Raw genomic sequence first — 26,340 nt, forward strand, 5'->3', positions numbered from 1 at the left:
TAAGAAGTAGGAGAGCACAGCTCACCTACGCCGGAGAGGGCCCGCCTTTGCGTCACGACCTGCTGAGGAGGGCCGGTCAACGGTTCCTGCTCGACGTTCTCGTGAGCGGGCCCGGGGCCGGTCCGCATCCCAGCTCATGGCAGGGCGCCGTCCATGGCGCCCGGGGGAGAACGCGTGGCAAACCCTTCGTCCTCACCCACGTCGCCGGCAGTGCAGCGGCGCACGTACGTCCTGGACACCTCGGTGCTCCTGGCGGATCCAACGGCGATGAGCCGTTTCGCCGAGCATGAGGTCGTCATCCCGATCGTCGTCATCACCGAGTTGGAGGGCAAACGCCATCATCCAGAGCTCGGGTACTTCGCGCGCAAGGCGCTAAGGTCCCTCGACGAACTCCGGGTGACGCACGGACGACTGGACGAGCCCATGCCGATCGGCGAGGGCACCATCCGGGTCGAGCTCAACCACAGTGACCCGTCCATCCTGCCCGTCGGGTTCCGGCTCGGCGACAACGACACCCGCATCCTGACCGTGGCGAAGACCCTCGCCGCGGAGGGCGCGGACGTGGTGCTGGTCTCCAAGGATCTGCCGATGCGGGTGAAGGCCGCCTCCATCGGGCTCGCCGCGGACGAATACCGCGCCGAACTCGTGGTGGAGTCCGGCTGGACCGGCATGGACGAGCTCCAGGTGACCTCGGAGGACATCGAGACCCTCTTCGAGCACGGTACGGCCGACCTGGTCGAGGCCCGTGACCTGCCCACCCACACGGGTCTGCGCCTGCTGTCCAGCAGGGGTTCCGCGCTGGGCCGGGTGCTGCCCGACAAGTCGGTGCGGCTGGTGCGCGGCGACCGCGAGGTGTTCGGCCTGCACGGCCGTTCCGCCGAGCAGCGCATCGCGCTCGACCTCCTGATGGATCCCGAGGTCGGCATCGTCTCGCTGGGCGGCCGGGCGGGCACCGGAAAGTCCGCGCTCGCCCTCTGCGCGGGCCTGGAGGCGGTCCTGGAGCGCCGCCAGCACCGCAAGGTCATCGTCTTCCGCCCCCTGTACGCCGTGGGCGGCCAGGAGCTGGGCTACCTGCCCGGTTCCGAGAACGAGAAGATGGGCCCGTGGGGGCAGGCGGTCTACGACACCCTGGGCGCGGTCACCACGCCCGAGGTGATCGAGGAGGTCATGGACCGGGGCATGCTGGAGGTGCTCCCGCTCACCCACATCCGCGGCCGGTCGCTCCACGACGCCTTCGTCATCGTGGACGAGGCGCAGTCGCTGGAGCGCGGGGTGCTGCTCACCGTGCTGAGCCGGATCGGCGCCAACTCCCGGGTCGTTCTCACCCACGACATCGCCCAGCGCGACAACCTGCGGGTGGGCCGCCACGACGGCGTCGTGGCGGTGGTGGAGAAGCTCAAGGGGCACCCGCTGTTCGCGCACGTCACCCTGACCCGCTCGGAGCGCTCGCCGATCGCGGCGCTGGTCACCGAGATGCTGGAGGACATCACGATGTGACGGGGCGTCCCGACGCCACCGCCGGAGCGCGGTCGCGGGTGCCGTACGAGCACCCGCGACCGCGCTCCGCGCGTCACGGCGCCTGGCCTCTCGCGGCGCCTGGCCTCTCGTGGCGCCGGGCCCTTCGCGGTGCGGGCCCCTCGTGGCGCCGGGCCTTTCGCGGTTCCGGGCCTTTCGCGGTTCCGGGCCTTTCGCGGTTCCGGGCCCTTCGTGGTTCCGGGCCCTTCGTGGTTCCGGGCCTCTCGCGGTGCCGGGGCGGGGGGATCCTCAGGGCGGCAGCCGCACGCCGGGCGCCGCGAGATTGCGGTACTCGAAGCAGCCCCGGTCGCCCATCGTCTCCGGGGTGCCGGGGAAGAGGCGGGTGACCTCGACGCTCCAGATGCTCTCCTGCTTGTTCTGCCGGATGGTGCAGGTGATCTGGGCGAGGGCCTCCTTGGAGACCTTGCCCTCACCCGTGATGATCACGTTCAGCCGGTAGCCCAGGTTGTCGTCCGGCTCGTTGCGCTGGTCGGTGTTGTCCGAGTAGCGGGTCGTCTTGGTGTCGTAGTGGCTGAAGTCGTTGAGCGCGCTGGTCAGCCCCGCCTTCGGCGGCTGCTTGCCGGCCCGGAACAGGGTGTCGATGATGTTCTTGGCCGAGTCGGAGACCACCGGGACCTTGACGGGCTCCAACTTGCCGTCTCGGAGCAGATAGACCGTCACCCACGTGGGGCTGTAGCTGATCACCGGCGGGTGGCCGTAGTCCTGGACGTCGGTCGGGGAGATGCCGCAGCCGCAGAGCACCAGGGCGGTGGCGAGCAGGCAGGCGAACCACCTCGCGCCGGTGCGCCGTCTCGTGCCGGGGGCCGCCGGGTCGCTGAGCCGTCTCGCACCGGGAAGGGCGTACGAGCCGAGCCTTCCCCTGCCGGGGGCGGCCAGGGCGTACGGGCGGGTGGGCCGTCTCATGCCGGGGGGAGCCAGACCGTGAAGAGGGTGCCCGGCCGCTGCGCGCGGACCGAGATCGTGCCCCCGTGCAGCTGGGCGTTGGCCCGCGCGATGGACAGGCCGAGCCCGCTGCCGTCGCCCCGGGCGCCGGCCTTGTAGAAACGGTTGAACACGAAGGGCAGGTCCTTCGCCGGGATGCCCTTGCCGTGGTCGCGCACCTTCACCTCCAGGCCGTTCGGGGTGCTGCGGGCGGTCACCATCACCGGGAGCTCACCGTGGCGCAGGGCGTTGCCCACCAGGTTGGCCACGATGACGTCGAAGCGCCGGGGGTCGACGGAGAAGGTCAGTCCCTCGGGGACGTTCACCCGTACCCGGTCCGACCAGCCGCGCATCTCCAGGCAGTCGCAGACCACGTCGACGATGTTCACGGTGTCCACGTTCAGCGTGGCCGTCCCCGAGTCGAACCGGCTCGCCTCGATGAGCTGCTCGATCAGGGTCCGCAGCCGCGCGATCTCGCGCAGCACCAGCCGTACGGCCGCCGCGGGCTCGGGAGGCAGCCGGTCGGCCTCCTCGGAGAGCATGTCGGTGACCGCGGTCATCGCGGTCAGCGGGGTCCTGAGCTCGTGGGAGACGTCGGCGACGAAGCGGCGGGACATCGCCTCCAGCGCGCGCAGCTCGGTGACGCTCCGCTCCAGGGCGGCGGCGGTGTCGTTGAACGTGGCGGTGAGCTCGGCGAGCTCGTCCTGGCCGTGCACGGGAAGGCGGGTGTCGAGGTGGCCGGCGCCGAGCGCGCGGGCCGCCGAGCCGAGCCGCCTGACCGGCAGCAGGAGCTGCCGGGCCGACACCAGGCCCAGGGACAGCGCGATGATCAGCATGGCGACGCCGGCGACGGCGAGCGGCTGCCGCAGGCCGTTCAGCAGCCGCTCCTCCTCGATGAGGGGGACGAACACGAAGACGGTCATCCCGGTGGGCTGGGCGGTGTGGATGGGCTCGATCCGCCAGACAGGGGTGCCGATGAGCAGCCACATGTCGCCGCCGATGGTCATGCGCTTGGCGACCAGCCGCTGGGTGGCCCTGGCGGCGAGGTCGGCGGGGACGTTCTTGGGGCCGAAGTCGCCGTCGGGGTAGGGGTAGTTCTCGTAGCGGACCACCACCCTGCCGCCCTGGGGGCGCAGGCTTCTCTGCAGCGCGCTGATCTCCTCGTCGGTCGGCGGGCTGTCTCCCGGCCAGAGCGCGCCGACGGGCAGCCTGCTGCCCTCCAGGATGTCGCGCACCTCGCTCACGGCCACGTGCTCGGCCCGCCTGATCATGCTGTTCTTGACGAACTCGTAGCCGATCCCCGCGACGACCGCGGAGGCGGTGACGGCGATCAGCGTGAAGGTGATCACCAGGCGTCCGCGCAGGCCGGTGTACATCCGCCGCATCGAGGGGGGGAGCGTCCGCCTCGAGGGGGGGAACGTCCGCCTCACGGCGGGCTGAACCGGTAGCCGAATCCCCGTACCGTGTGGATGAACTCGGGCTCGGCGGGAACCGCCTCGATCTTGGCGCGGACCCGCTGGACGCAGGCGTCGACCAGCCGGGAGTCGGCGACGTGGGTGTGGTCCCAGACGGCCCGCAGCAGGTACCTGCGGTTGAGCACCTGGCCGGGGTGGCGGACGAGTTCGAGCAGCAGGCGCAGTTCCGTGGGGGTCAGGTGGACCTCGCGGCCCCCCAGCGCCACCTTGAGCGCGCCCCGGTCGATGACCAGGTCGCCGAAGGTGATGCGGTCGGAGGCGACCGACTCCATCCGGCGCAGGACGGCGCGGATGCGGGCGTCCAGCACCCGGGGCTCGACCGGCTTGACCACGTAGTCGTCGGCCCCCGCCTCCAGTCCCACGACCACGTCGAGGTCGTCGCCCCTGGCGGTGAGGAGGATCACCGGCAGCTGGTCGAGCCTGCGGATGCGGCGGCACACCTCGACGCCGTCGATGCCGGGCAGCATGACGTCCAGGATGGCGATCTCCGGACGGCGGGACCTGATGTGCTCAAGGGCCTCCTCACCGCTGGCGTAGGCGGTGACGGAGTGGCCCTGCCGGGTGAGCGCGAGCTCCAACCCGGTACGGACCGAGGGGTCGTCTTCGACGAGGAGGATGCCTGCCACCGGGTAATCATTCTCCCAAGGCTCGGATGGATCTGCCGGGTCACAAAACCCGGACATAAGGCAAACAGTACCTGAACGTGGTGGTCAGACCACGATTCGGGCAATTCCAAGATCGTCAAAGGGGGTCAAGGGGTCCCGTACGGCAAAATGTGAGCAAAATCACTCCCAAGCTTTCCTCGCCGGGAAAGGGCTCGTGGCCTGGCGGTTAGGACGTGGGAAACCCCGGCGAGCCTGGCCGGACGCCGGTCGAAGCCGACCAACTCCGCCGTTCCGGTTGCGGACCACCCCCCTCCCCACGGCAAGCTCATAGGTCGTGAGTCCAGGATCACAGCAACTGAAGGAGCGCTCGGCGCCCCGCCCTCGCCGCTCGAACCGCAGGGCGGCCAAGGGCAAGGGCCTCGACGGGCCCAGTTCGAAGCGCGGTATGACCTCCAAGCGCGTGCTGATCCTGGGCGCCGCGCTGGTGGTCCTGGTGGGTGGGGGCGCCTTCACCGCCTACACCGCCGTCCAGAACGCCTCGGCGCCGCCGACGGAGCCGCTCACCCTGGACGAGATGGCGAAGATGCTCGGCTCCGACCCGTTCGGCTCCGACCTGAAGTCCGACATGCTGAAGGCCCAGGCGGCCCAGGCGCTCAAGGCCGACAAGATCGTCGCCGAGCGCGAGAACCGCAAGGCCCTGAACCAGGTCAAGATCGTTGACGAGGCGCCGGGCGGCGGCGGGTTCAACCCGCAGCAGCTCCCCCCGGGCACCTCCAACCCGACCGGCAACAGGGCTCTGGGCAAGCAGATGCTGGAGGCCAGGGGCTGGGCCGGCGAGTGGGGCTGCCTGGAGAAGCTCTGGATGAAGGAGAGCGGCTGGAACGAGCGCGCCATGAACACCTCCAGTGGCGCCTACGGCATCCCGCAGTCCCTCCCCGGCCACAAGATGGCCAGCGCCGGAAGCGACTGGCAGACCAACGCGGCCACCCAGATCGAGTGGGGGCTCAGCTACATCAAGGGCCGTTACGGCTCGCCCTGCGGCGCTTGGGCCCATTCCCAGGCCAAAGGCTGGTACTGAGAGACCAGGAGTCGGCAAGTCTGACCGTCTCCCGGCGCCGCGCGCCGCACCCTTGGCCGCATGGACGTGAAGGTCAGCGTGGTGGTGCCGGTGCACAACCCCGGTGATGGCGCCGACGCCTGCATCCGGTCGGTGCTGGAGCAGTCGATGGCCTCCGAGGACTACGAGGTCATCTTCGCCGACGACGGCTCCGACGACGGGATCCGGCAGCGCCTCGACACCCTGGCGGCGGCGCGGCCGAACGTCAGGGTGCTCCACCTCGAGCGGACCGGCTCGCCGATGCGCGGCCGCAACGTCGCCCTCATGGTCGCCAGGGGCGAGTACGTCTACATGCTGGACCAGACCGACCGCCTGGAGCGGGCCGCTCTGGAGCGCATGTACTCGCGCGCCGTGGAGACCGGGGCCGACATCCTCCTCGGGCGGCTGATCGGCGACCGGAGGCCGCCCTCCACGGTCTTCGACACCGACCGCGAGAACGCCGACGTCGTCGGGGACCGGCTGCTCACGCTGCTCACCCCGCACAAGCTCCTCCGCAGGGCCTTCCTCGACGCCGAGGCGCTGAACTTCTCCGACCCCGGCGGGTGCCTGGCCGAGCAGGCCTTCGCGCTCCGCGCCTACCTGCGGGCCAGGAAGGTCGTCGTCATGGCCGGCCAGGTCTGCTGCCACGTCACCGAGCGGCCCGAGCCGCCGGAGGACCCCTACGTCTGGGCCGCGGAGTTGCGCGAGCTGCTCGACATCATCGACGACGAGGTGCCCGAGGGACGTCGGCGCGACCGGATGTACGCCCAGTGGTTCCGCACCGCGGTGCTGCGACGGCTCGGCGGGGGCAGGTTCGTCACCTCCTCCGCGGGCCGGGCGGCCACCTTCACCACCCTGCGCGAGCTGGTCGTCCAGCGTTTCCCCCCGCGCCTCGACCTCCTGCTGCCCGTCCCGCTGCGGGCCCGCGCCGCGCTGCTCCGCGCGGGCAGGCTCGACCAGCTCGTCGTCCTGGCCGGGGCCATGCGAGGCGTCCGCCTCCAGGCCGACCTCGACGCCCTCACCTGGGACGACGGAGCGCTCGTCCTGGGGCTCACCGTGGAGATCATGCAGGCCGACGGCACCCCGATGCGCTTCGTCCCCTACGGAGACGACGGCCTGCTCTGGCAGCCCCCGGTTCACCTCGACGGGCTCCGCCTGCCGCCCGAGATGGCCGACGTCAGCCAGGCCGCCGCCAGGGCGCGGTTCGAGGTCTACATCAGGCACGAGGAGACCGGGGTCGTCCACTTCCTGCCCTCGGAGTGCTCGATGATCCGCAGCCGTCACCGCAACGGGGTCAGGCTCCAGGCCACCGGCGAGGCCCGGCTGGACGTCGACTCTGCGGCCATGGGCGGCCCGCTGCCCCCGGGGCTGTGGGAGATACACGTGCGCATGTACGGAGGGGCGCAGCAGGCGCGCACCCGGGTGACCGGGTCGCCGCTGAACTGCACCGGAATGGTCGCCGACTGCTCCAGGCGGCTGATCGTCCCCTGGTGGTCCGACCGGGGGGAGCTGGGGATCTGCGTGGAGCCGCGCTCGTTCCCCGAGTCGATCGTCCTCGTCTCACCGGGTACGACGGTCATCAGGCAGCGCAAGCACGTCTTCGTCGTCGTGCCCGTGCCGTACGTGCCGCCGAGCGGGGGGCCGCCCGCGGAGCTGGTGTTCCGCCAGACCGCCGGCAGGGAACGCGAGGTCGCCGCCCCCGCGCTGGTCGAGCCCGGCGTCCCCGGGGAGCTGGCCGGGCGGCTGATCGCCAAGATCCCGACCCGGCTGGCGTACCGGGAGGGGTTTCTCGCGCCGGGCGTCTGGGCGCCGTTCCTGCGGGTGAACGGCAAGGAGACCGGGCTCCGCTTCAAGGTGGAGATGAACCGCGGCGGCCGGGTGGAGATCCACAGGTCCGCCGCCGCCAGGCTCTCCGAACCCTGGTACCCGCTGCTGAAGCGGGTCGCGCTGCGGATACCGCTGGTCAGGAACGCGGTCCGGGTGACCAGGACCGTCCAGCGGCGCTACATGCTCAACTGACAGCCGCCCGGCGCCGCACCGCCCGTCGGGGGGCGGTGCGGCGCCGGGCGGCGGTGTGTCACACGGGTGGTGTGGCGCCGTGCGGTGTCGTCACATGAGTGGTGTGGCGCCGTGCGGTGCCGTCACACGGGTGGTGGGTCGGCGGGCGGCGATGTCACACGCCCAGCCGGCACTCGTTGGGCAGGTCGCCGGTCGAGGGCCTCGGCAGGGTCGCGCTCGGCGGCGGGCTCTGCCTGCGCTCCACCCAGCCCTCCAGGGTCTCGAACGCGCTGCGGAAGCACGGCAGCAGCGGGCGGAGCTTGTCGGGGTAGGTGGCGTAGAGGCTGTCCACGTGGGTGCCGTCGGTGATCCGGTAGTAGCGGAACGGCCGGTGCTCGCCGACCATGTCCGCGTAGACGTCGCCGGAGCGGGAGATCGGCAGCAGCGTGTCCAGCGTGCCGTGGATCGTGATCAGCGGCTTGCCGATCCGGCCGGTGAGCCCGATCTTCCTCACCGCCGCGTACGGCTTGCGCGCGTCGTAGTCGTAGTCGGCGTCGCAGGCCGGGGTGCCCGAGGAGCAGAAGGGGGTGCCCGCCTCGGTGTCGCCGTCGAAGGAGGGGTCGAGTTCCTCACGGTAGAGGCGCTGGGTCAGGTCCCAGTAGTACTGGTAGTGGAACGGCCACAGGAACTCCGAGCCGCGGGCGAAGCCCGCGTCGTACATCGCCTGGGTGTCGCCCGCCGGGTAGGCCCGCAGCGCCGGAGGCAGGTAGTTGACCAGGTTGTCGCCCTTGACCCGCCAGAGCGTGCCCTCCCAGTCGATCCCGCCGTCATACAGCCAGGCCCGGTTCTCCAGCTGCCAGCGGACCAGGTATCCGCCGTTGGAGATGCCCGCGGCGTAGGTCCGCTCGGGGAGCCTGCCGTAGCGCTGGGCGACGACGGCCTTGGCCGCGATCGCGACCTGCGTGACCCGGTCGTTCCACTCGGCGACCGCGTCGCCGGGCTTGCGGCCGTCCTTGTGGAAGGTGACGCCGACGTTGCCCTTGTCCGTCACCGCGTAGGCGTAACCCTTGGCCAGCGCCCAGTCGGAGATGGTGAAGTCGTTGGCGTACTGCTCCCGGTTGCCCGGGGTGCCGGTGACCACCAGCCCGCCGTTCCAGTCGTCGGGCAGCCGCAGCACGAACTGCGAGTCGTGGTTCCAGCCGTGCGTCGTGTTGGAGGTCGAGGTGTCGGGGAAGTAGCCGTCGACCTGGATGCCGGGCACGCCCTTCGGGTTGACCGCCCCCGCCGGGTGCAGGCCCGCCCAGTCGGCCGGGTCGGTGTGCCCTGAGACGGTCGTTCCGGCCGTCGTGAGGTCGTCCAGGCAGGCCTTCACCTGGCGCTCGGCACCCGGCACCGCCACCCGGTCCAGCCGCGCGCAGTGCGCCGGTGAGGTCCCCGCGCTCGCCGTCGGCGCCCCGGCCAGGACCGTCAGGACGGCGAGCCCGACAGCCGCGAACCCCGCTCCGCGACGCGAAGCGCCGCCATTGATACTGCGCATTGGTCAGCTCCGCTTCAGGTGGTCGGAGAGGGCGGCGCGGAACTCGGCGGGCCGCTCGATGTGCGGGCTGTGGCCGCAGTCCAGGACGATCTCGGTGTACGGGCCGTACCGCTCCAGGGCGGCGCGGGTCTGGGTGACCATCGGCTGCGCGGGGGTGCCCGGCGAGCCGGGGACGGCCCCCAGGGCGCCCAGGTGGGCCAGGTCGAACAGCGAGGTGTCGGAGACGATCACGTCGGCCTCGCCCCTGATCCACAGGATCGGCGGCTTGGGGTCGATCGTGTGCAGGTCGTCGATCCGGAAGTGCGTCGGGGCGAACGAGTTGAGCACGCCCCGCGTGCCGGGACGGACCCCCGGCCACTCCTCCGACGCCGCCGCGTCACCCGGGTAGTGGTCCTCGCCGACCCTCGTGGACAGCATCGACGCGACCAGGGCGTCCTCGTCCTCGATCACCGTGCCGGGCTTCACGTACGTGGTCCGCATCACGTTCCTCGGCGAGACCGGGGAGCCGTCCGAGGTGTCCCCCTCCGCGAGCAGCTTCACGAAGTCGGGGTTGGCCGCCCCCGCCCCGCCGCCCGTGCCGTCGGGGTGGTTCAGCGCGCCGTCGGCACCGTGCGTGCCGCCGAAGCCGTACGGGGAGATCGGGTTGACCAGGGTCACGCTCCGCACGGCGGACGGACGGTCGCGCAGCGCCTGCAGCACGACCCCGCCGCCCATGCTCCAGCCGACCAGGTGCACGCCGTCCAGCCCGAGGGCGTCGAGGAGGGCGAGCACGTCGTCGGAGTAGTCCCGCAGGCCGCGGGTGGCGTCGACCGGGGCGGGCTCGGTGTCGCCGAAGCCCCGCAGGTCCACGGCGAGCGGCCGGTGGCCCGCCTCCGCGAGGGCGAGCAGCGTGCCCCGCCAGAAGGCGGAGCTCGACACGTTCCCGTGCACGAACAGCACGGTCTCGCCGCCCGCCGAGGCGTTCCCGGTGCTCCCGGCGTCCCGGTCGGTCCCGGTGACCGACAGGACGTTCTGGGTGATCCGGCCGGTGGGCACCGGCCGGTTCTCGATACGCATCAGATGTCTCTCCGTACCGTTCAGCGAGTGGTCTTGGCCTCGTCGTGGGTGCCGATGGTGACGAGGTCGCGGCCACGGGTCTCACGCGAGACGTACACGGTGATCAGGGTGAGCACGGCGGCCCCGGCCACGTACAGCATGATCGGGAACGACGAATCGTAGGCGTTCAGCAGGGCGACCGCGATCAGCGGGGCGAGGGCGCCCGCGACGATCGAGGCGAGCTGCGAGCCGATCGAGACGCCCGAGTAGCGCATCCTCGTGGCGAACAGCTCGGAGAAGAACGCGGCCTGCGGGCCGTACATCGCGCCGTGCAGGATCAGGCCGACGGTCACCGCCAGGGTGACGGCGGCGAAGCTCTTCGTGTCGATCAGCGGGAAGAACGCGAAGGACCACAGCCCCACCCCGGCGGCGCCGAGCAGGTAGACGGGCCGCCGGCCGAGCCGGTCGGAGAGCGCCCCCCACATCGGGATCGAGACGAAGTGGACGGCCGACCCGATCAGCACCGCGTTGAGCACGACCGGCTTCGCCAGCCCCGCCTGCGCCGTCGCGTAGACCAGCACGAACGCGGTGATCACGTAGTAGGAGACGTTCTCCGCGAAGCGGGCGCCGATCGCGATGAGGACGTCGCGCCAGTGGTACCTGAAGACCTCGAAGATCGGCAGGGACTTCGAGGGCTTGGCGTTGGCGACCGCCTGCTGGAAGACCGGCGACTCGCTGATGGAGAGCCGGATCCATATGCCGACCAGCACCAGCACGCCGGAGAGCAGGAACGGGATCCGCCAGCCCCAGCTCACGAACGCCTCCTCCGTCTGGACCGCGGCCAGCACCGCCAGCACGGCGGTGGCCAGCAGGTTGCCGCCGGGGGCGCCCGCCTGCGGCCAGGAGGCCCAGAAGCCGCGGCGCGCGGCGTCGCCGTGCTCGGAGACGATCAGCACCGCGCCGCCCCACTCGCCGCCGAGGGCGAAGCCCTGGACGAGCCGGAGCAGGGTCAGCAGCAGCGGCGCCGCCATGCCGATCGCCGCGTGGGTCGGCAGGCAGCCGATCAGGAAGGTCGCCCCGCCCATCATCAGCAGACTGACCACCAGCAGCTTCTTGCGGCCGAGCCGGTCACCGAAGTGCCCGAAGACCACCGCGCCCAGCGGGCGGGCCACGAAGCCCACCGCGTAGGTCAGGAACGCCAGCAGGGTGCCCGTCAGCGGCTCCGACTGGGGGAAGAACAGCTGCGGGAAGACCAGCGCGGCGGCGGAGCCGTACAGGAAGAAGTCATACCACTCGATCGTGGTGCCGACGAGGCTGGCACCCACGATCTTTCCGATGGGGGTACGGGTTTTCTCTGCCATCTCACTCACCAAGGGGAATCGCTGTTGGGGGGGATTCCGGCTACCGTACGTAGTGACCGGCGTCACTCCTATGGGTACGACCGCCATAGCCGACGGGCGCCCTATGTGGATGTGTGAGGCCGCCCGCCACGAGGCCTTCCCGGCGGCCTTCCCGCAGCCTTCCCGCGGCCTTCCCGCGGCCCGATCAGCCGCTGAGGCGGTGCAGGCGCAGGGCGAGCTGGATCTCCAGGGCCCGCTCGGGAGTCTGCCAGTCGTCGCCGAGCAGCTGGCCGATCCGGTCCAGACGCTGGGTGACCGTGTTGACGTGGATGTGCAGGGTCTCGCTCGTCCGCGACAGCGAGCCGCCCGTGCCGAAGTACGCGGTGAGCGTCTGGATCAGCGCGGTGCCCCTGCGGGCGTCGTAGTCGATCACCGGGCCGAGCGCCGAGGCGAGGAACGCCCCGATGTCGCGCCCCTCGCCGACCAGCAGGCCGACGAAGCCCAACTCCCTGGCTCCGGCGCCCTCCCCGGCCCTCCCCAGTGCCACCAGGGCGTCGGCGCAGCGCTGCGCCTCCCGGTGCGCGGCGGCCACCTCCGCGGTGCCGCGTACGGGCCCTCCGGCGCCCGCGGTGGCCGGGTGGCCGAGCGAGGCGCTCAGCTCGGCCGCCACCCGCTTGGCCAGGGGTCCCGGCCGGTCCCCGGGGAGCAGCAGGACCACCTCGTCGCCGCGCTGCGCGGCGAGGCCGTGGTGCAACGTCGCCTGGGAGGACGCCCAGAACGCGGCCCGCTCCCGCCCGCCGCCGTGGCGGACCACGACCACCACGTGGTCGTGGTCCAGGTTCACCCCCACCCGCCGGGCGCGGTCGGCCAGGCCGTCGAGGGCGGGCCGCGAGATCAGGTCGTCGAGCAGCTCGCCCCTGACCCGGCCCTCCGCCTCGGCCACCGTACGCCTGAACAGCAGGAGCAACGCGGTCACCAGCGCGGCCCGCTCCAGGATGCGCTGGTCGGCGTCCGACACCTGGCCGCCGTTGCGCAGCACCAGCGTGCACAGCGGCTCCGCGCCCACGTCCACCGACGCGACCAGCAGGTGCCCCTGCCGCACGGTGCGCCCCAGCGCCCTCGACGACCGCGCGGCGTCCGCGATCACCTCCGCGGCCTTCCGCGTCCTCTGCCTGGTGCCGGGCTTCGAGCCCGGCCTCCGGCCCGTCCCCGGTCCTGACACGGGCTGGTCGGAGGCCGCCTCGCCCGGCGCGTCCTCCTCCAGCACGCCCGCGTCCCCGGCGATCGGGCGCCCCGCGTCGTCGAGCACCGTCAGCGAGCCGCCGAGCACCTCCGTCACCACAGCCGCCACGTCCTCGACCCCGCCGCCGCGCAGCACCAGGCCGGTCATCCGGTCGTGCGCGAGCGCGGCGCGCTCCACGGCCTGGCTGTGCGCGTTCACCTGCCGGTTGGCCTCGCTGAGCTCCTCCAGCGCGTTCCTGGTCTCCTGCAGCAGCCGGGCGTTGTCGATCGCCACCGCCGCGTGCGCGGCCAGCGAGCCCAGCAGCACGACCTCGTCCTGGGTGAAGGGCCGCACGCTCCGGTTGGCCGCGAACAGCACGCCGATCACTCGCGCGCCCAGCTTGAGCGGTACGCCGAGGATGGCGACCAGTCCCTCTTCGAGCACCGCGTCGTCGATGTCGGTCTTGTGGCGGAAGCGCTCGTCGGCGAAATAGTCGGCGGTCGAGTACGGGGTCGCGGTCTGGGCGACGAGCCCGCCGAGCCCCGCGCCCATGGCCAGCCGCAGCGCCCGGAACTTCGCCGACACCGAGCCGTCGGTCACCCGCATCCAGGTGTCGCCCCGCTCGGGGTCGTGCAGCGTCATGTAGGCGGCGTCGGTGCCGAGCAACTGCCTGGCCCGGTGCACGATGGCCTCCAGGACGGCGTCCAGATCCCGCAGCCCGGCCAGGTCGCCCGCCGTGTCGAACAGCGCGGACAGCTCGGCCTCCCGCTTTGCCCTGCGCCGCAGCAGCGCCCGCACCTTCAGCGCGGCGAGCTTGGCCTCCTCCAGCTCCGCCAGCGCCTCCGCGTCGGCCCCGCCGGTCCTCGCCGCGAGAACGGGCCCCTCGAACTCGACCGCCGACGCCTCCCTGGCCAGCAGTTCGAGAAAGACCCGTGTGCTCATGGCGACCATTCTCCGATGCTTGCGACGCCGCTCAGGTCAGGCTCCTTCCCTCGCCGGCCTGGTCCCCGGTGCGGCTGCACGGGTTCACCGGGCGGTCCAGCCGCCGTCTATGGGGAGGGAGGTGCCGGTCATGAAGGAGCCGTGCGGACCGCAGAGGTAGGCGACGAGTTCGGCGACCTCCTCGGGCTCGATCAGCCGCTTGACGGCGGCGGGGGCGAGCATGATCTGCTCGACCACCTCGTCCCTGCCGATGCCGTGGGTGCCGGCCTGGGCGCCGATCTGGTTCTCCACCAGGGGTGTGCGGACGTAGGCGGGGCTCACGCAGTTGGAGGTGACGCCGTGCGGGGCGCCCTCCAGGGCGATCGTCTTGGACAGCCCTTCGAGGGCGTGCTTGGCGGTGACGTACGCCGACTTGTAGGGCGAGGCGCGGAGCCCGTGGACCGAGGAGATGTTGACGATCCGCCCCCAGCCGCGCTCGTACATGCCCGGCAGGACCTCCCTGACCAGCAGGAAGGGCGCCTCGACCATCACTTTGAGGATCTTGGAGAACACCTCCGGCGGGAACTCCTCGATCGGGGCGACGTGCTGGAACCCGGCGTTGTTCACCACGATGTCCGTGCCGGGCGGGATCGCCCGGACGAAGTCCGGTTCCGACAGGTCCGCGACGACGGGTGTCCCCGAGATCTCCGCGGCGACCTTCGCCGCCGCCTCGGCGTCGATGTCGACCACCAGCACGTGTGCCCCTGCCGCGGCCAGCCGGTGCGCACAGGCGCGCCCGATCCCGCTGCCCGCCCCGGTCACCACGGCTCGCCGACCCGCTAGGTCAATCATGCTGCCGAATCTAGGCATGACCCGAATCCCGGCCCATGTCGCCCACCCCCACACTCCGTTACGTGCTTATGTGGCGAGCCTCCGCTCCGGCGGGGGTGCCGCCTGCTCTCCGCACCCGTTCCCGGGGGCGCCTACGCGCGGCTCCGGGGTGCGAACGCCCGGAGCCGGTCGCCGCCGGGGCACGGTGCCGGCGACAGAGCCGGCGGCGGGGCCGGCGGCGGGGCCGGCGACGGGGCCGACGGCGGGGCCGCGCGACTCTCAGATGGTGACCGGGTACATGAGCGTGAGCTCGTCGCCGGGGAGGCCGCGGATGCCCCAGTTGACCTTGGGGGACTCCATGATCACGATTTCCAGGTCCTCGGCGGGGAGGTCGAGCGCCTCCCCGGCCCTGGTGAACAGGGCGCGGATCAGCGAGCGCTTGGCCTCGTCCGACCGGCCGCTGAAACAGGCGATCTCCACGATGAGGTACCGCTCGCTCCGCTGCGGGCAGATCATGTCCTCGGCGTCCAGCAGCAGGAACCGGTGGAACCGCTTGTCCTCGGGGAGTTGCCAGACGTCCACCAGGCAGCCGTGGACGGTGTCGGAGATCTCCTGACGCCGCTCGGACCACACATCTCTGCGGCCGTAGAACTTGATCTGGGTCATGTCCCGAGTCTCCCAGGCAACCGATCTACGGCGTCAATCGGGGCGCCGATCCACGACCGGCGGCCGGGACCACCGGTCCGCGACGTCGGCCCGGTCACCGGCCCGCGACAGGCGGGGGCACGGTCTACGAGGGCGGCCGGGTCATGGACAGCACGTCGAGCAGCTCGTCGAGCCGCTCCTCGGTGAGGGTGCCGTTGGAGACGTGTCCGCGCTCGATGACGACCTCGCGGATGGTCTTGCGCTCCGCCAGGGCCTGCTTCGCTATCTTCGCCGCCTCCTCGTACCCGACGTACGGGTTGAGCGGGGTGACGATCGACGGCGACGACTCCGCGTACTCGCGCATGCGGTCGACGTTGGCGGTGATGCCGTGCACGCACCGGTCGGCCAGCAGACGGGAGGCGTTGGCGAGCAGCCGCACCGACTCCAGGACGTTGCGCGCGATGACCGGGAGCATCACGTTGAGCTCGAACGTTCCCGAGGCGCCGGAGAAGGCGATGGCCGCGTCGTTCCCGACGACCTGGGCGGCGACCATGGTCACCGCCTCGGGGACGACCGGGTTGACCTTGCCCGGCATGATCGAGGAACCGGGCTGCAGGTCGGGCAGGTTGATCTCGCCCAGTCCCGCCCGGGGGCCGGATCCCATCCAGCGCAGATCATTGGCGATCTTGTTGAGCGAGATCGCGACCGTGCGGAGCTGGCCGGAGAGCTCGACGACGGCGTCCCGGGCACCCTGGGCCTCGAAGTGGTCGGGAGCCTCGGAGAACGGCAGCCCGGTGGCCTCGCGCAGCCTCTCGATGACCTTGGCCGCGAAGCCGGGAGGAGTGTTGACGCCGGTGCCGACCGCCGTACCGCCCAGGGGCAGCTGGGCGAGGCGCGGGAGCGCGCTCCGCACCCGCGCGATGGCGTTGTCGATCTGAGTGGCGTACCCGCCGAACTCCTGTCCCAGCGTGACCGGGGTGGCGTCCATCAGGTGCGTGCGCCCTGCCTTGACCACGCCGTCGAACTCCAGCGACTTGTCCCGCAGCGCGGTGGCCAGGTGCCGCAGCGAGGGGATCAGGTGGTACGAGACCTCGGTCGTGGCGGCGACGTGGATGGACGTGGGGAACACGTCGTTGGACGACTGCGAGGCGTTCACGTGGTCGTTGGGGTGGACGGGACGGCCGAGCCGCTCCTCGGCGAGGGTGGCGATCACCTCGTTGGCGTTCATGTTGGAGGAGGTGCCGGAGCCGGTCTGGAAGACGTCGACGGGGAACTCGCCGTCCCACTCGTTCTCCGCAACGTCGGTCGCGGCCTCGGCGATCGCCTGCGCCAGCTCCTTGTCGAGCACCCCCAGCTCCGCGTTGACCTCGGCGGCGAGTGCCTTGATCAGGCCGAGCGCCGCGATGTGCGGGACCTCCAGCCCGCGCCCGGAGACGGGGAAGTTCTCCACCGCCCGCTGGGTCTGCGCCCGCCACTTCGCACCCGCGGGAACCCGTACCTCACCCATCGAGTCATGCTCGATCCGATACTCGCTCATGAACCCAGTCTGCGTCCTGGAGGGGGAATCAAACCGGGTGGGGAGCGGGTGGGTACGGGGTTCTCCTCGCGGGCGGTGCTCAGGACCTGCTCGGAAGTGCTCTGGGCCGTGCCCGGAAGTGCTCCGGGCCGTGCTCAGAAGAAGGCGGCCACCGTCAGGATCATGATCACCACGAGGGCGATCGCCGCCACGCCCATGAGGACGAGGACGCCGATCCGGGTCTTCTGCGACGGCGGCTTCCTCGGCCCTGGGCGGCCGGGGTCGGGCCGGGCGTTCTGGTTCGCGATCGCGAACAGGTCGGTGCCCAGGCCCGGGGAGCGGTAGGCGCCGTCGGACGCCTCGGGGCCCGGCGGACGCCAGGGCTGGGCGGGCCCCGGCCCTCCCCGGTCGGGCGGGCCGCCGGCGCCGGGCGGCCGGTTGCCGGGGAAGAGCCTCAGCGGCGGAGGGGGCGCTTCGGAGTCAGGGGACCCCGGCCGTCCCTCGCCGGAGGCCGCGAACTCCGGATCGACCGGGGGGAAGCCGTGCGGCGGGGTGGCGGAGAGATCGGGCCTGCCGCTCACCGGGAACCCGTGGGGCGGGGTGGCCGCCGACTCGCTTCCCGGACCTCCGAAGGCCGCCGTCTCCTCGGCCGGCTCCTCGAAGGCGCCCCGTCCGGACGCCCCGGGCTTCCCGAAGGCGCCACCGGGAGTCGCGGATCCCCGCGCGACGGGGGTGCCGAGACCGGCGGGACCCTGCCGTCCCGCGACCGGCCTGCCCGGCTCCGCGAGAGGCGGCCGGTCCGGGTAGGGAGAGGTCGTCGGGCGGCCGGAGGCCGGCGCCGGAGAGGCGGAGGGTTCGGCGGGCGCCGCCCCCCCGGGGATGCGCAGACCGTCCTTGGGGCGGATGACCACCATGGTGCGGTCGGCGTCGAAACCGCCGGCGCCGTCCTCGGTGGCGTCGGGACCTTCCGGCTCCTGCTCGGTGTCCGCGGTGTCCGCCTTGTCTTCGGCGTCTTCGGCGTCTTCGGCGTCTCCGAGAGCTCCGGCGTCATCCACGAGCGGGGTCTCGGAGGCCGGGGGAGACGGCGCGAAGGCGGGGGAGGGAGGGGCCGCGGCGGGCGCCGGGGGCGGGGGGAGGGACTCCGCGAGGTGCGAGGGGGTGTCGGCCACCGCCCGGAGCAGCGCGCCCGCCTGGGCGGCCGTCAGCCGCGCCGTGTGGTCCTTCTCCAGCAGCTGTTCGAGCACCGGGCGCAGCGGCCCCGCCTGGGTCGGCGGGTCGACCTGCTCGCTCATCAGCGCGGCCAGGGTCTCCGCCACCGAGGACCGCTCGTAGGCCGGGCGGCCCTCGACCGCGAAGTACAGCGTGGCGCCGAGGGACCACAGGTCCGACTCGGGCCCGGTGTGCTCGCCGCGTGCCCGCTCGGGCGCGGTGTATCCGGGGGAGCCGATCACCATGCCGGTCTTGGTGAGGCTCGTGTCGCCCTCCGCCTTGGCGATGCCGAAGTCGGTGAGGACCACCCGGCCGCTCTCGGTGATCAGCACGTTGCCGGGCTTCACATCGCGGTGCAGGACCCCCTGGGCGTGGGCCGCGCGGAGCGCCCCCAGCAGGTCGGCCCCGATCTCGGCGACGAGGCGGGGTGGGAGGGGACCCTCCTCCTCGATCACCTGCTCCAGGGAACGCGCCTGCACGAGCTCCATGATGATCCAGGGGCTGCCGTCCTCGACGATGGCGTCGTGGACGGTGGCCACCGAGGGGTGGCTGATGCGGGCGGCCGTACGACCCTCGCGGATCATCCGTTCCCGAAGTTCGGTGCGCTGCGCCTCGGTGAGGCCGGGCTCCTGGCGGATCTCCTTGATGGCGACCTCACGGCCGAGGGAACGGTCGTGGGCTTTCCAAACGGTGCCCATCGTGCCCCGGCCGAGCGGCGCGATCAGCTCGTAACGGTCCGCGAGCACACGCGTCTGCTGTTCCGGCATGAGAAGAAGATAGCCATTCCACCTTGAGAAGCGCTTTACCCGCGCTTACGGAGTTCCCTCGGCCAGAGAAGACGCGGGAGGACCAACCTTATGAAGGGTGTCATAAAACGGACAATTGGGCGATAGGTTGGCGAAATCTCCATCGGCTTCCGGTGGACGCCCTCGCCGGGACGCCGGTGCGAGCGAAGCTGGGGTGTCGGCCCCGACGCGGGACCCGACGGCGGCGGGGGCGATCCGGGCGAGGAGGGCCGCGGCGCCGGGGGTGGCGCGGAGCCGACCCGGTGCAGCCCGCGGTGCTGCGAGCGGCGGCTGAACGGCGGAGCCGACGCCCCGTCGGACCCGCCCGCGGACGGCCTGCCGTCGGGCCGCCCGGGGGGCCTGGGGAAGGACTCCTCGGCCATCCCGCCGGCCGCCACCCTGGCGAGCATCATCGAGGCCCGTCCCGCCTCGAGCCGGGAGTTCGGGTCGATCGTCAGGAGGCCGCGCAGCACCGGCGTGAGCGGTCCGGCCCGCTCCATGGGGATCGGCTCGCCACTGGTCAGCGCGGCGAGCGCGGCCGCCGCCGTACGGCGCCCGTGCAGGCCCCGGCCCTCGACGGCGGTGTAGAGGGTCGCGCCGAGCGACCACAGGTCGCCGGACGGGCTGGCCTTGGCCCCCAGCACGCGCTCGGGGGCGATGTATCCGGCGGAACCCAGCACGATGCCCGCCTGGGTGATCGACACGTCGCCTTCGAGCGCGGCCAGGCCGAAGTCGGTGAGCACGGCCCGGTCGTCGGTCACCAGGACGTTGCTCGGCTTCACGTCGCGGTGGAGGATCCCCTTGGCGTGCACGGCGCGCAGCGCCCCCAGGACCTGCCGGCCGATCTCGGCCACCTGGCGCGGCGGCAGCGGTCCGTGGTCCTGGAGGAGCTGCTCCAGCGATCGGGCGCGGAGCAGCTCCATCACGATCCAGGGGCGCTCGTCCTCGGTGACGACGTCGAAGACGGTGATGACGGAGGGATGGGCGACCATCGCGGTCGCGCGTCCCTCGCGCTCGGTCCTGGCGCACAGCTCGGCACGGAGCTCCTCGTCGAGGACCAGGGGGAGGCGGACCTCCTTGACGGCCACCTCGCGGTTGAGCAACTCGTCGTGTGCTCGCCAGACGGTGCCCATGCCACCGCGCCCCACCGGCTCCGACAGCCGGTAGCGCGCTGCGAGAAGGTATCCGGGCGGCGCACGCATGTGGTGCAGCTTACCGATTTGCGTAATGCGACCAGTAGAGACCGGGCCGAATCTTCTTGCCAACTTGGGTCAGATTTTCGCGCTCGTGACTGTTGAGAAACGTTGCGTGACATCTGACCAATCGACCAGGCTCCACAGCTTCTCTCCATAATCGGGCCGTACGTCGCGGTACTGGAGGTAATAGCGGCCGTCCGGCCCACGCAGATCCCCTGCAAGGAGCACCGGCAGGGCCACGAACTGGACATCGTGGTTACCGAGACGGCTCCGTTCGCCGCCGACAGGATCGTCGCGATCGGGGAGGCCTGTTCAAGACGGGGCACGACCACACCCGTCTCCCTCGCCGAGCTCCAGCGCCTCGAACACCTGCGGGTGCTGCTTCCCGGCGCGAAGGTCACCGCGCCGCCCAAGCTCCTGCTGTTCTCCCGGTCGGGCTTCACCGCCGACCTCGCGCACACCGCCGCACGGCGCTCCGACGTCGAACTCGTCGACCTCGGGCGCCTGTACGGCGGATCCTGAAGGGGCGGCGCCCCGCCAGGGGACGATCAGCGGCGGCCGATGGTCAGGACGGGGCCGGTGGAGTCGGTGAAGAAGTCCTCGCCCTTGTCGTCCACGACGATGAAGGCGGGGAAGTCCTCGACCTCGATCTTCCAGACGGCCTCCATGCCCAGCTCGGGGTATTCCAGGACCTCCACCTTCTTGATGCAGTCCTGGGCGAGGCGGGCGGCGGGGCCGCCGATGGAGCCGAGGTAGAAGCCGCCGTGGGCCTGGCACGCGTCGGTGACCTGCTTGGAGCGGTTGCCCTTGGCGAGCATGACCTTGGAGCCTCCGGCCGCCTGGAAGCGTTCGACGTAGGAGTCCATCCGCCCGGCGGTGGTGGGACCGAAGGAGCCCGAGGCGTAGCCCTCGGGGGTCTTGGCGGGCCCGGCGTAGTAGACCGCATGGTTCTTGAGGTATTCCGGCATCTCGCCGCCCGCGTCCAGCAGCTCGCCGATCTTGGCGTGCGCGATGTCGCGGGCGACCACCAGCGGCCCGGTCAGCGACAGGCGGGTCTTGACCGGGTATCTGGTCAGCTCGGCGAGGATCTCCGGCATCGGGCGGTTGAGGTCGATCTTGACGACGTCGTCGGAGAGGTGGTCGTCCGTGGTCTCCGGCAGGAACCTCGCCGGGTCGGTCTCCAGCTGCTCCAGGAAGACCCCCTCGGGGGTGATCTTCGCCAGGGCCTGGCGGTCGGCGCTGCAGGAGACCGCGATGGCGACGGGGCAGGAGGCGCCGTGGCGGGGGAGGCGGATGACGCGGACGTCGTGGCAGAAGTACTTGCCGCCGAACTGCGCGCCGATGCCGAGCTTCTGGGTGAGCTCGAAGACCTTGGCCTCCAGCTCGGTGTCGCGGAAGCCGTGGCCCGAGGGGGAGCCCTCGGTGGGAATGGAGTCCAGGTAGCGGGCGCTGGCGTACTTGGCGGTCTTCAGGGCGAACTCGGCGGACGTGCCGCCGACGACGATCGCCAGGTGGTACGGCGGGCAGGCGGCGGTCCCGAGGGAGCGGATCTTCTCCTCCAGGAACTGGAGCATCCGCTTCTCGTTGAGCACCGCCTTCGTCTCCTGGTACAGGAACGACTTGTTGGCGCTGCCGCCGCCCTTGGCCATGAACAGCAGCTTGTACTCGTCGGGGTGGCCGCCCGGGTCCTCGGCGTAGAGCTCGATCTGCGCGGGGAGGTTGGAGCCGGTGTTCTTCTCCTCCCACATGGTGAGGGGGGCCATCTGGGAGTAGCGCAGGTTCAGCCGGGTGTAGGCGTCGTAGACCCCGCGGGAGATGTGCTCGGCGTCGGCACCGTCGGTGAGCACGTGGCGGCCGCGCTTGCCCATCACGATCGCGGTGCCGGTGTCCTGGCACATCGGAAGCACGCCGCCCGCCGAGATCGACGCGTTCTTCAGCAGGTCGAGGGCGACGAAGCGGTCGTTCCCGCTCGACTCGGGGTCCTCGATGATCTTGCGGAGCTGGGCGAGGTGGGACGACCGCAGGTAGTGGGAGATGTCATGGATCGCGTTCTCGGTGAGGAGCCGCAGCGCCTCGGGCTCGACCTCCAGGAACCTGCGGCCCGCGGCCTCGACGACCCGTACCCCCTCGGCGGTGATCAGACGGTACTCCGTCTCGTCCGGTCCCATGGGAAGCAGGTCGGTGTAGTCGAACTCGGGCATCGTCGTCGATCCTCCGTGCGGGCGCTGTTTTCCCTAGAGGGTACGGCCTCGCGTTCACGCTCCGTCCTCGCGGTCGGTGCGGCGGACTCCCTCCCCCGAGCCGCGCACCAGCGGGCGGACATATAACGCTAAATCAGCATATTTGGGACAAGCATTAGTGGGTTATGCGTCTTTTGGGCACATATGTCCGAATGTACAGGGAAAGGTGAGAGGAGCCGGGCCGAGCGTCCGGCGGAAGCTGGGGGACACCATGAACATCGGAAACGCCGTCCTGGCCGGAAACATCGTCCTGCTGGCGATCGTGGCCATCTTCGTGGTGGCCGGCCTCGGCGTGTCACTCATAGCCATCACGCTGACGAGCATCAAGGAATCCAACGGCCGTACCCCCCAGTGGCCGGTGAGCTGGCCGGAGCCCCCGCTGACCCTCTCCCGGCAGCGGCTGAAGGTCGCCTCGGGGAGGGCAGGCCTGCCCTCGCAGCAGGTGACCCTGCCCCTGCGGCGGGCCGGTGAGTCCGCGCGGCAGATCAGCCTGCCCCAGCGGGTCGAGATCCCCCGGCAGCGGCTCGCTCCGCCTCAGCCGGCCGAGGTGCCCCCGCAGCGGGTGAGCCCGCTGAGCTGAGGCCGACGACGATGCCGGTGACCACGAGCGCGGCGCCGAGCAGGTCGGGCACCGTCGGCGTGCCCAGGCCGAGGACGGCGCCGGTGACGATGGCGCCCACCGGGATCAGCCCGGCGAACAGCCCCGCCCTTCCCGGGCCGAGCCGGGGCAGGGCGTCGTACCAGAGGAAGAACGCCACGGTCGTCACGATCAGCGCCTGGTAGCCCAGGCCCGCCGCCTCGGAGACGGTCGGCACGCGGAACATCGCGGTGCCGTCCGCGAGCAGGCCGGCGACCACCAGCATCGGCACGGCCAGCGTCACCGAGTACGCCGAGACGCGCACCGCGCCCAGCTTCGGCAGCAGCGGGATGGCCAGCAGGGAGAAGCAGAGCTCGCAGCCCAGCGCGCCCAGCGACCAAAGCAGCCCGGGCAGGTCGCCGGTGCCCAGCCCCGCGGCCACCGTCGCCCCGGCGGCGACCAGCGCCGCCGCCCCGAGGAGCGGGGGCGAGGGGCGCCCGCCGAGCAGGGCCAGCGCCAGCGGCACGGTGCCGAGGACGGTCCCGACCAGGGCCGGGCCGCCGTGCCGGGTGGCCTCGACCACGCACACGTTGAAGATCACCAGTCCCGTCAGGGAGAGCGTCGCCAGCAGCGCCGTCTCGCGGGCCGTGAGCCGCACGAACCGCAGCCCCGCGACCCGGGCGACGGTGAGCAGGGCCGCGGCCGCCAGCAGGTGGCGCAGAGCCTGGCCGCCGTAGACCGGGTAGTCCCCGATCACCCCGGCGACCGCCGCCAGGGTGCCCACCAGGAACATCGCCGTCGCGGCCTGGACCAGGCCGCGCGACTCCCGCGGGACGGCAGGGCGGGCGGCGGGGCGGGTGATGCTGACATCCACGTTCATGTGCGGAATGCTAGGAAGTCAATGGCACCCCTGTCGGGTCCAATACGGCAGCGGAACAGAGGACCAATTGGCCGATCTGCACCTCGTCGTCGACCGGGCGGCGGGCGGCGTCGCCGCCCAGATCGCCCGCGAGCTCCGCGAGGCGGTACGCCGCGGGCGGCTGGCCGCGGGGGTCAGGCTGCCCGCCAGCCGCGAGCTGGCCAGGGATCTCGGCCTCTCCCGAGGCGTGGTGGTCGAGGCGTACGAGCAGCTCGTCGCCGAGGGGTTCCTGATCTCCCGGATCGGGGCGGGAACCGTCGTGGCCCCCGCCGCGGGCCGTCCCGCCGCCCTCCCCGTCCCTCCCGAGCACCCCGCCGGTCCTGACGGCCCTTCCCGGACGCCGGAGGGTCCGCCGCGCGCCGGGTCCCGGCCCGCGGAGGCCCGCGGCGCGGAAGGGGATCGCGAGCCGTACCACGGGCGCCGCTCCACCGCGCCCGACCTGGGGGCGTTCCCCAGGGAGCGGTGGCTGGCCTCGATGCGCAGGACGCTCGCCGCGCTGCCCGCCGAGGCCCTGGACTACGGCGATCCCGGCGGCGTCCCGGCGCTGCGCGAGGAGCTGGCCGCCTACCTCAGGAGGGTGAGGGCGGCCGACGTGAGCCCGGACAACCTGGTGATCGTGGGCGGGGTGGCCCAGGGCGTCAGCCTCACGATCCAGGCGCTCGCGGGGAGGCTTCCCCAGGGTCCCTCGCCCCACGACCTGGGCTGGTTCGTCCGGCGGGCCTCGCGTCCGGCGCCGCCCCCCGGCCGGATCCGGCTGGCGGTCGAGGACCCGGCCGGGGGACGCCAGCTCCCGCTGCTGCACGCCGCGGGCGCGGACCTGGTCGCCGTCCCGGTGGACGGCGAGGGCGTCGACGTCGGGGCCCTGGCCGCGACCGGGGCGCGCGCGGTGCTGCTCACCCCCGCGCACCAGTACCCGACGGGCGTCGTGCTCTCGCCCCGCCGCCGCGCCGAGCTGATCGAGTGGTCCGCCGCGACCGGAGCGGCGATCCTGGAGGACGACTACGACGCGGAGTTCCGCTTCGACCGCGACCCGGTGGGCTGCCTGCAGGGCCTCGCCCCCGACCGGGTGATCCTGATCGGGAGCGTCAGCAAGTCCCTGGCCCCTGGGCTCCGCCTGGGCTGGGTGGCCGCGCCGCCCGAGATCGCCGGGTCGCTGCGGCGGGCCCGCGGAGAGCTGGACCTGGGCTCGCCCGTCCTGGAGCAGTACGTCCTGGCCGACTTCGTCACGACCGGCGGCTACGACCGGCACCTGAGAAGGATGCGCCGGGAGTACCGCGCCCGCCGCGACGCCTTCGCGCTGGCGCTCGGCGAGCACCTTCCCGAGATCACGGTGTGGGGCGTCTCCGCCGGGCTCCACCTGCTCGCCGAGCTGCCGTACGGGTGGGACGAGGCGGCGGTGGCGGAGACGGCCCAGGACTGCGGGCTCGCGGTCGAGCCGGTGGGCCCGATGCGGCACGCCCCGGGCCCGCCCGCGCTGGTGATGGGCTTCGCCCGCCTGCCCGCCCGCCGCGCCGACGCGACGATCCGCGCCTTCGCGGACGCCCTGCGCCGTCGCCCCGCACCGTGAGCAGGCCTCCCACCTGCGAACACGTTCACGTCGGAGCTTCAGATACGGCCCGATGGATCGTCTGGATGTCCTGACAAATTCTTGACGGCTTCTGACTCGTCGCTTAGAACTGGAGATCGACCGCTTTCTTCCTCGGAGGCACGATGCGTGTTGGACTACTGGGACTCGGCAGGATCGGGGCGTTCCACGCCGCGACCCTGGCGGCGCATCCCGGGGTCGGCGAGCTGGTGGTGAGCGACGCGGACGGCGGGCGGGCGGCGGAGGTGGCCGCCAGGCTGGGTGCCCGGGTGGGGGACGCGTTCGACAGCGACGCGGTGGTCATCGCCACTCCCACGGCGACCCACGCCGAGCTGCTGATGCGCGCCTGCGCCGAGGGGGTGCCGGCGTTCTGCGAGAAACCGGTGGCGGCCGGCGTACGGGACACCCTCCGGGTGCTCGACGCGGCCAGGCGGAGCGGCACGGTCGTGCACATCGGTTTCCAGCGGCGCTTCGACGCCGGGTACGCCGCGGCGAGGAGGGCGCTGGCCGGCGGCGAGCTGGGCACGCTGTACCGGGTGCACATGGTGAGCGCCGACCCCCACCCGCCCGACCCCGGATACATCCCGCTGTCGGGCGGCATCTACCGCGACTGCCACATCCACGACTTCGACATCCTGCGCTGGGTCACCGGCGGGGAGGCCGACACCGTCTACGCGACCGGCGCCAACCGGGGCGAGGCGTTCTTCGCCGAGGCGGGGGACGTCGACAACAGCGCCGCGCTGCTCACCATGGACGACGGCACGCTCGTCACCCTTCAGGGGTCGCGGTACAACGGCGCCGGGTACGACGTGCGGATGGAGCTGGCGGGCACCCTGCGGACCTGGGCGGTCGGCCTCGACCCGCGCGTGCCGCTGACCAGTGCCGAGGGCCTGCAGCCGCCGGGCGAGCCCTGGCCCGACTTCGCGGCCAGGTTCGAATCCGCCTACGTCGCCGAGCTCGACGCGTTTCTCCGCGCGGCGCGAGGGGAGACGGAGAGTCCCTGCACTGTCGAGGACGCCCTCGCGGCGCTCTATCTCGCCGAGGCCGCGGAGCTCTCCCGGCGCGAGGGGCGCCCGGTGCGCGTCACGGAGGTGATCGTGTGAGAAGAGGCGACCCGGTGAGAGAGACCGGCTCCGCCGGCGGAGGCGGTC

At 72.1% G+C, this 26,340-nt stretch carries 22 protein-coding genes; 7 read left to right on the top strand and 15 right to left on the bottom strand.

Annotated features, from left to right (window positions below; genetic code table 11):
* Window positions 1–153 precede the first annotated feature (153 nt).
* On the top strand, window positions 154–1,497 hold the full coding sequence (locus tag AB0F88_RS18910) for a PhoH family protein (protein WP_362685056.1): 1,344 nt from the start codon (window positions 154–156) through the stop codon (window positions 1,495–1,497).
* A 267-nt stretch (window positions 1,498–1,764) separates the two neighbouring features.
* Here AB0F88_RS18910 and AB0F88_RS18915 read toward each other — a convergent pair whose 3' ends face one another.
* Genes AB0F88_RS18915 through AB0F88_RS18925 form a run of 3 tightly spaced genes read right to left on the bottom strand, consistent with a single transcriptional unit; the run spans window position 1,765 to window position 4,558 of the window.
* Window positions 1,765–2,439: a hypothetical protein gene (locus AB0F88_RS18915; protein ID WP_362685059.1), complete on the bottom strand. Its 675-nt coding sequence runs from the start codon at window positions 2,437–2,439 to the stop codon at window positions 1,765–1,767.
* Window positions 2,436–3,842: an ATP-binding protein gene (locus AB0F88_RS18920; protein WP_362685062.1), complete on the bottom strand. Its 1,407-nt coding sequence runs from the start codon at window positions 3,840–3,842 to the stop codon at window positions 2,436–2,438. Before AB0F88_RS18920 ends, AB0F88_RS18915 begins: the two co-directional genes overlap by 4 nt.
* A 41-nt stretch (window positions 3,843–3,883) precedes the next feature.
* Window positions 3,884–4,558 carry a response regulator transcription factor gene (locus tag AB0F88_RS18925; protein ID WP_344921373.1) on the bottom strand — a complete coding sequence of 225 codons (675 nt, stop codon included), beginning with the start codon at window positions 4,556–4,558 and terminating at the stop codon, window positions 3,884–3,886.
* Between the two features lie 313 nt (window positions 4,559–4,871).
* On the opposite strand from AB0F88_RS18925, the gene AB0F88_RS18930 reads away from it, so the two are divergent.
* Complete coding sequence (locus AB0F88_RS18930; protein WP_362685065.1) at window positions 4,872–5,615, top strand: lytic transglycosylase domain-containing protein; 744 nt, start codon at window positions 4,872–4,874, stop codon at window positions 5,613–5,615.
* A gap of 60 nt (window positions 5,616–5,675) precedes the next feature.
* Entirely contained in the window at window positions 5,676–7,652 is a 1,977-nt protein-coding gene (locus tag AB0F88_RS18935) for a glycosyltransferase family 2 protein (RefSeq protein WP_362685068.1), read from the top strand.
* Between the two features lie 154 nt (window positions 7,653–7,806).
* Here the strand turns inward: AB0F88_RS18935 and AB0F88_RS18940 are convergent, their stop codons facing one another.
* The 10 genes from AB0F88_RS18940 to AB0F88_RS18985 all read right to left on the bottom strand — a co-directional run bounded on the left by AB0F88_RS18940 (window position 7,807) and on the right by AB0F88_RS18985 (window position 20,108).
* Entirely contained in the window at window positions 7,807–9,168 is a 1,362-nt protein-coding gene (locus AB0F88_RS18940; RefSeq protein WP_362685071.1) for a tannase/feruloyl esterase family alpha/beta hydrolase, read from the bottom strand.
* 3 nt (window positions 9,169–9,171) lie between these two features.
* The gene (locus AB0F88_RS18945; RefSeq protein ID WP_362685074.1) at window positions 9,172–10,224 is read right to left on the bottom strand and encodes an alpha/beta hydrolase; all 1,053 of its coding nucleotides are present in this window, start codon (window positions 10,222–10,224) and stop codon (window positions 9,172–9,174) included.
* Window positions 10,225–10,244: 20 nt separating this feature from the next.
* The gene (locus AB0F88_RS18950; RefSeq protein ID WP_362685077.1) at window positions 10,245–11,564 is read right to left on the bottom strand and encodes an MFS transporter; all 1,320 of its coding nucleotides are present in this window, start codon (window positions 11,562–11,564) and stop codon (window positions 10,245–10,247) included.
* A gap of 184 nt (window positions 11,565–11,748) precedes the next feature.
* Window positions 11,749–13,707 carry a helix-turn-helix domain-containing protein gene (locus AB0F88_RS18955; protein WP_362685080.1) on the bottom strand — a complete coding sequence of 653 codons (1,959 nt, stop codon included), beginning with the start codon at window positions 13,705–13,707 and terminating at the stop codon, window positions 11,749–11,751.
* Window positions 13,708–13,791: 84 nt separating this feature from the next.
* Window positions 13,792–14,556, bottom strand: coding sequence for a 3-hydroxybutyrate dehydrogenase (locus AB0F88_RS18960; RefSeq protein ID WP_362685083.1), 765 nt, complete (start codon window positions 14,554–14,556; stop codon window positions 13,792–13,794).
* A 240-nt stretch (window positions 14,557–14,796) separates the two neighbouring features.
* Complete coding sequence (locus tag AB0F88_RS18965) at window positions 14,797–15,183, bottom strand: tautomerase family protein (protein ID WP_362685086.1); 387 nt, start codon at window positions 15,181–15,183, stop codon at window positions 14,797–14,799.
* 124 nt (window positions 15,184–15,307) lie between these two features.
* Window positions 15,308–16,699 carry a class II fumarate hydratase gene (locus AB0F88_RS18970; protein ID WP_362685089.1) on the bottom strand — a complete coding sequence of 464 codons (1,392 nt, stop codon included), beginning with the start codon at window positions 16,697–16,699 and terminating at the stop codon, window positions 15,308–15,310.
* A gap of 134 nt (window positions 16,700–16,833) precedes the next feature.
* On the bottom strand, window positions 16,834–18,654 hold the full coding sequence (locus AB0F88_RS18975) for a protein kinase (protein WP_362685092.1): 1,821 nt from the start codon (window positions 18,652–18,654) through the stop codon (window positions 16,834–16,836).
* A 35-nt stretch (window positions 18,655–18,689) separates the two neighbouring features.
* Complete coding sequence (locus tag AB0F88_RS18980) at window positions 18,690–19,874, bottom strand: serine/threonine-protein kinase (protein WP_362685095.1); 1,185 nt, start codon at window positions 19,872–19,874, stop codon at window positions 18,690–18,692.
* Window positions 19,875–19,943: 69 nt separating this feature from the next.
* Complete coding sequence (locus tag AB0F88_RS18985; protein ID WP_362685098.1) at window positions 19,944–20,108, bottom strand: Fe-Mn family superoxide dismutase; 165 nt, start codon at window positions 20,106–20,108, stop codon at window positions 19,944–19,946.
* Window positions 20,109–20,120: 12 nt separating this feature from the next.
* Here AB0F88_RS18985 and AB0F88_RS18990 point away from each other — a divergent pair, with 12 nt between their 5' ends.
* Window positions 20,121–20,390, top strand: a complete 270-nt coding sequence (locus AB0F88_RS18990; protein WP_362685101.1) for a hypothetical protein — start codon at window positions 20,121–20,123, stop codon at window positions 20,388–20,390.
* 26 nt (window positions 20,391–20,416) lie between these two features.
* Here AB0F88_RS18990 and AB0F88_RS18995 read toward each other — a convergent pair whose 3' ends face one another.
* Entirely contained in the window at window positions 20,417–22,069 is a 1,653-nt protein-coding gene (locus tag AB0F88_RS18995; RefSeq protein WP_362685104.1) for a fumarate hydratase, read from the bottom strand.
* Window positions 22,070–22,319: 250 nt separating this feature from the next.
* Here AB0F88_RS18995 and AB0F88_RS19000 point away from each other — a divergent pair, with 250 nt between their 5' ends.
* Window positions 22,320–22,688: a hypothetical protein gene (locus AB0F88_RS19000; protein ID WP_362685107.1), complete on the top strand. Its 369-nt coding sequence runs from the start codon at window positions 22,320–22,322 to the stop codon at window positions 22,686–22,688.
* On the opposite strand, the gene AB0F88_RS19005 is transcribed toward AB0F88_RS19000, so the two are convergent.
* The gene (locus AB0F88_RS19005) at window positions 22,594–23,565 is read right to left on the bottom strand and encodes a DMT family transporter (RefSeq protein ID WP_362685110.1); all 972 of its coding nucleotides are present in this window, start codon (window positions 23,563–23,565) and stop codon (window positions 22,594–22,596) included. The two genes, AB0F88_RS19000 and AB0F88_RS19005, sit on opposite strands and share 95 nt — an antisense overlap.
* Window positions 23,566–23,632: 67 nt before the next feature.
* Between AB0F88_RS19005 and AB0F88_RS19010 the strand changes: the two genes are divergently transcribed.
* Both AB0F88_RS19010 and AB0F88_RS19015 read left to right on the top strand, forming a co-directional pair.
* The gene (locus AB0F88_RS19010) at window positions 23,633–25,171 is read left to right on the top strand and encodes a PLP-dependent aminotransferase family protein (RefSeq protein ID WP_362685113.1); all 1,539 of its coding nucleotides are present in this window, start codon (window positions 23,633–23,635) and stop codon (window positions 25,169–25,171) included.
* A gap of 143 nt (window positions 25,172–25,314) precedes the next feature.
* The gene (locus AB0F88_RS19015; protein ID WP_362685116.1) at window positions 25,315–26,292 is read left to right on the top strand and encodes a Gfo/Idh/MocA family oxidoreductase; all 978 of its coding nucleotides are present in this window, start codon (window positions 25,315–25,317) and stop codon (window positions 26,290–26,292) included.
* The last annotated feature ends 48 nt before the right edge of the window (window positions 26,293–26,340 follow it).

Source organism: Streptosporangium sp. NPDC023963, assembly GCF_040639135.1.
Lineage (GTDB): Bacteria > Actinomycetota > Actinomycetes > Streptosporangiales > Streptosporangiaceae > Streptosporangium.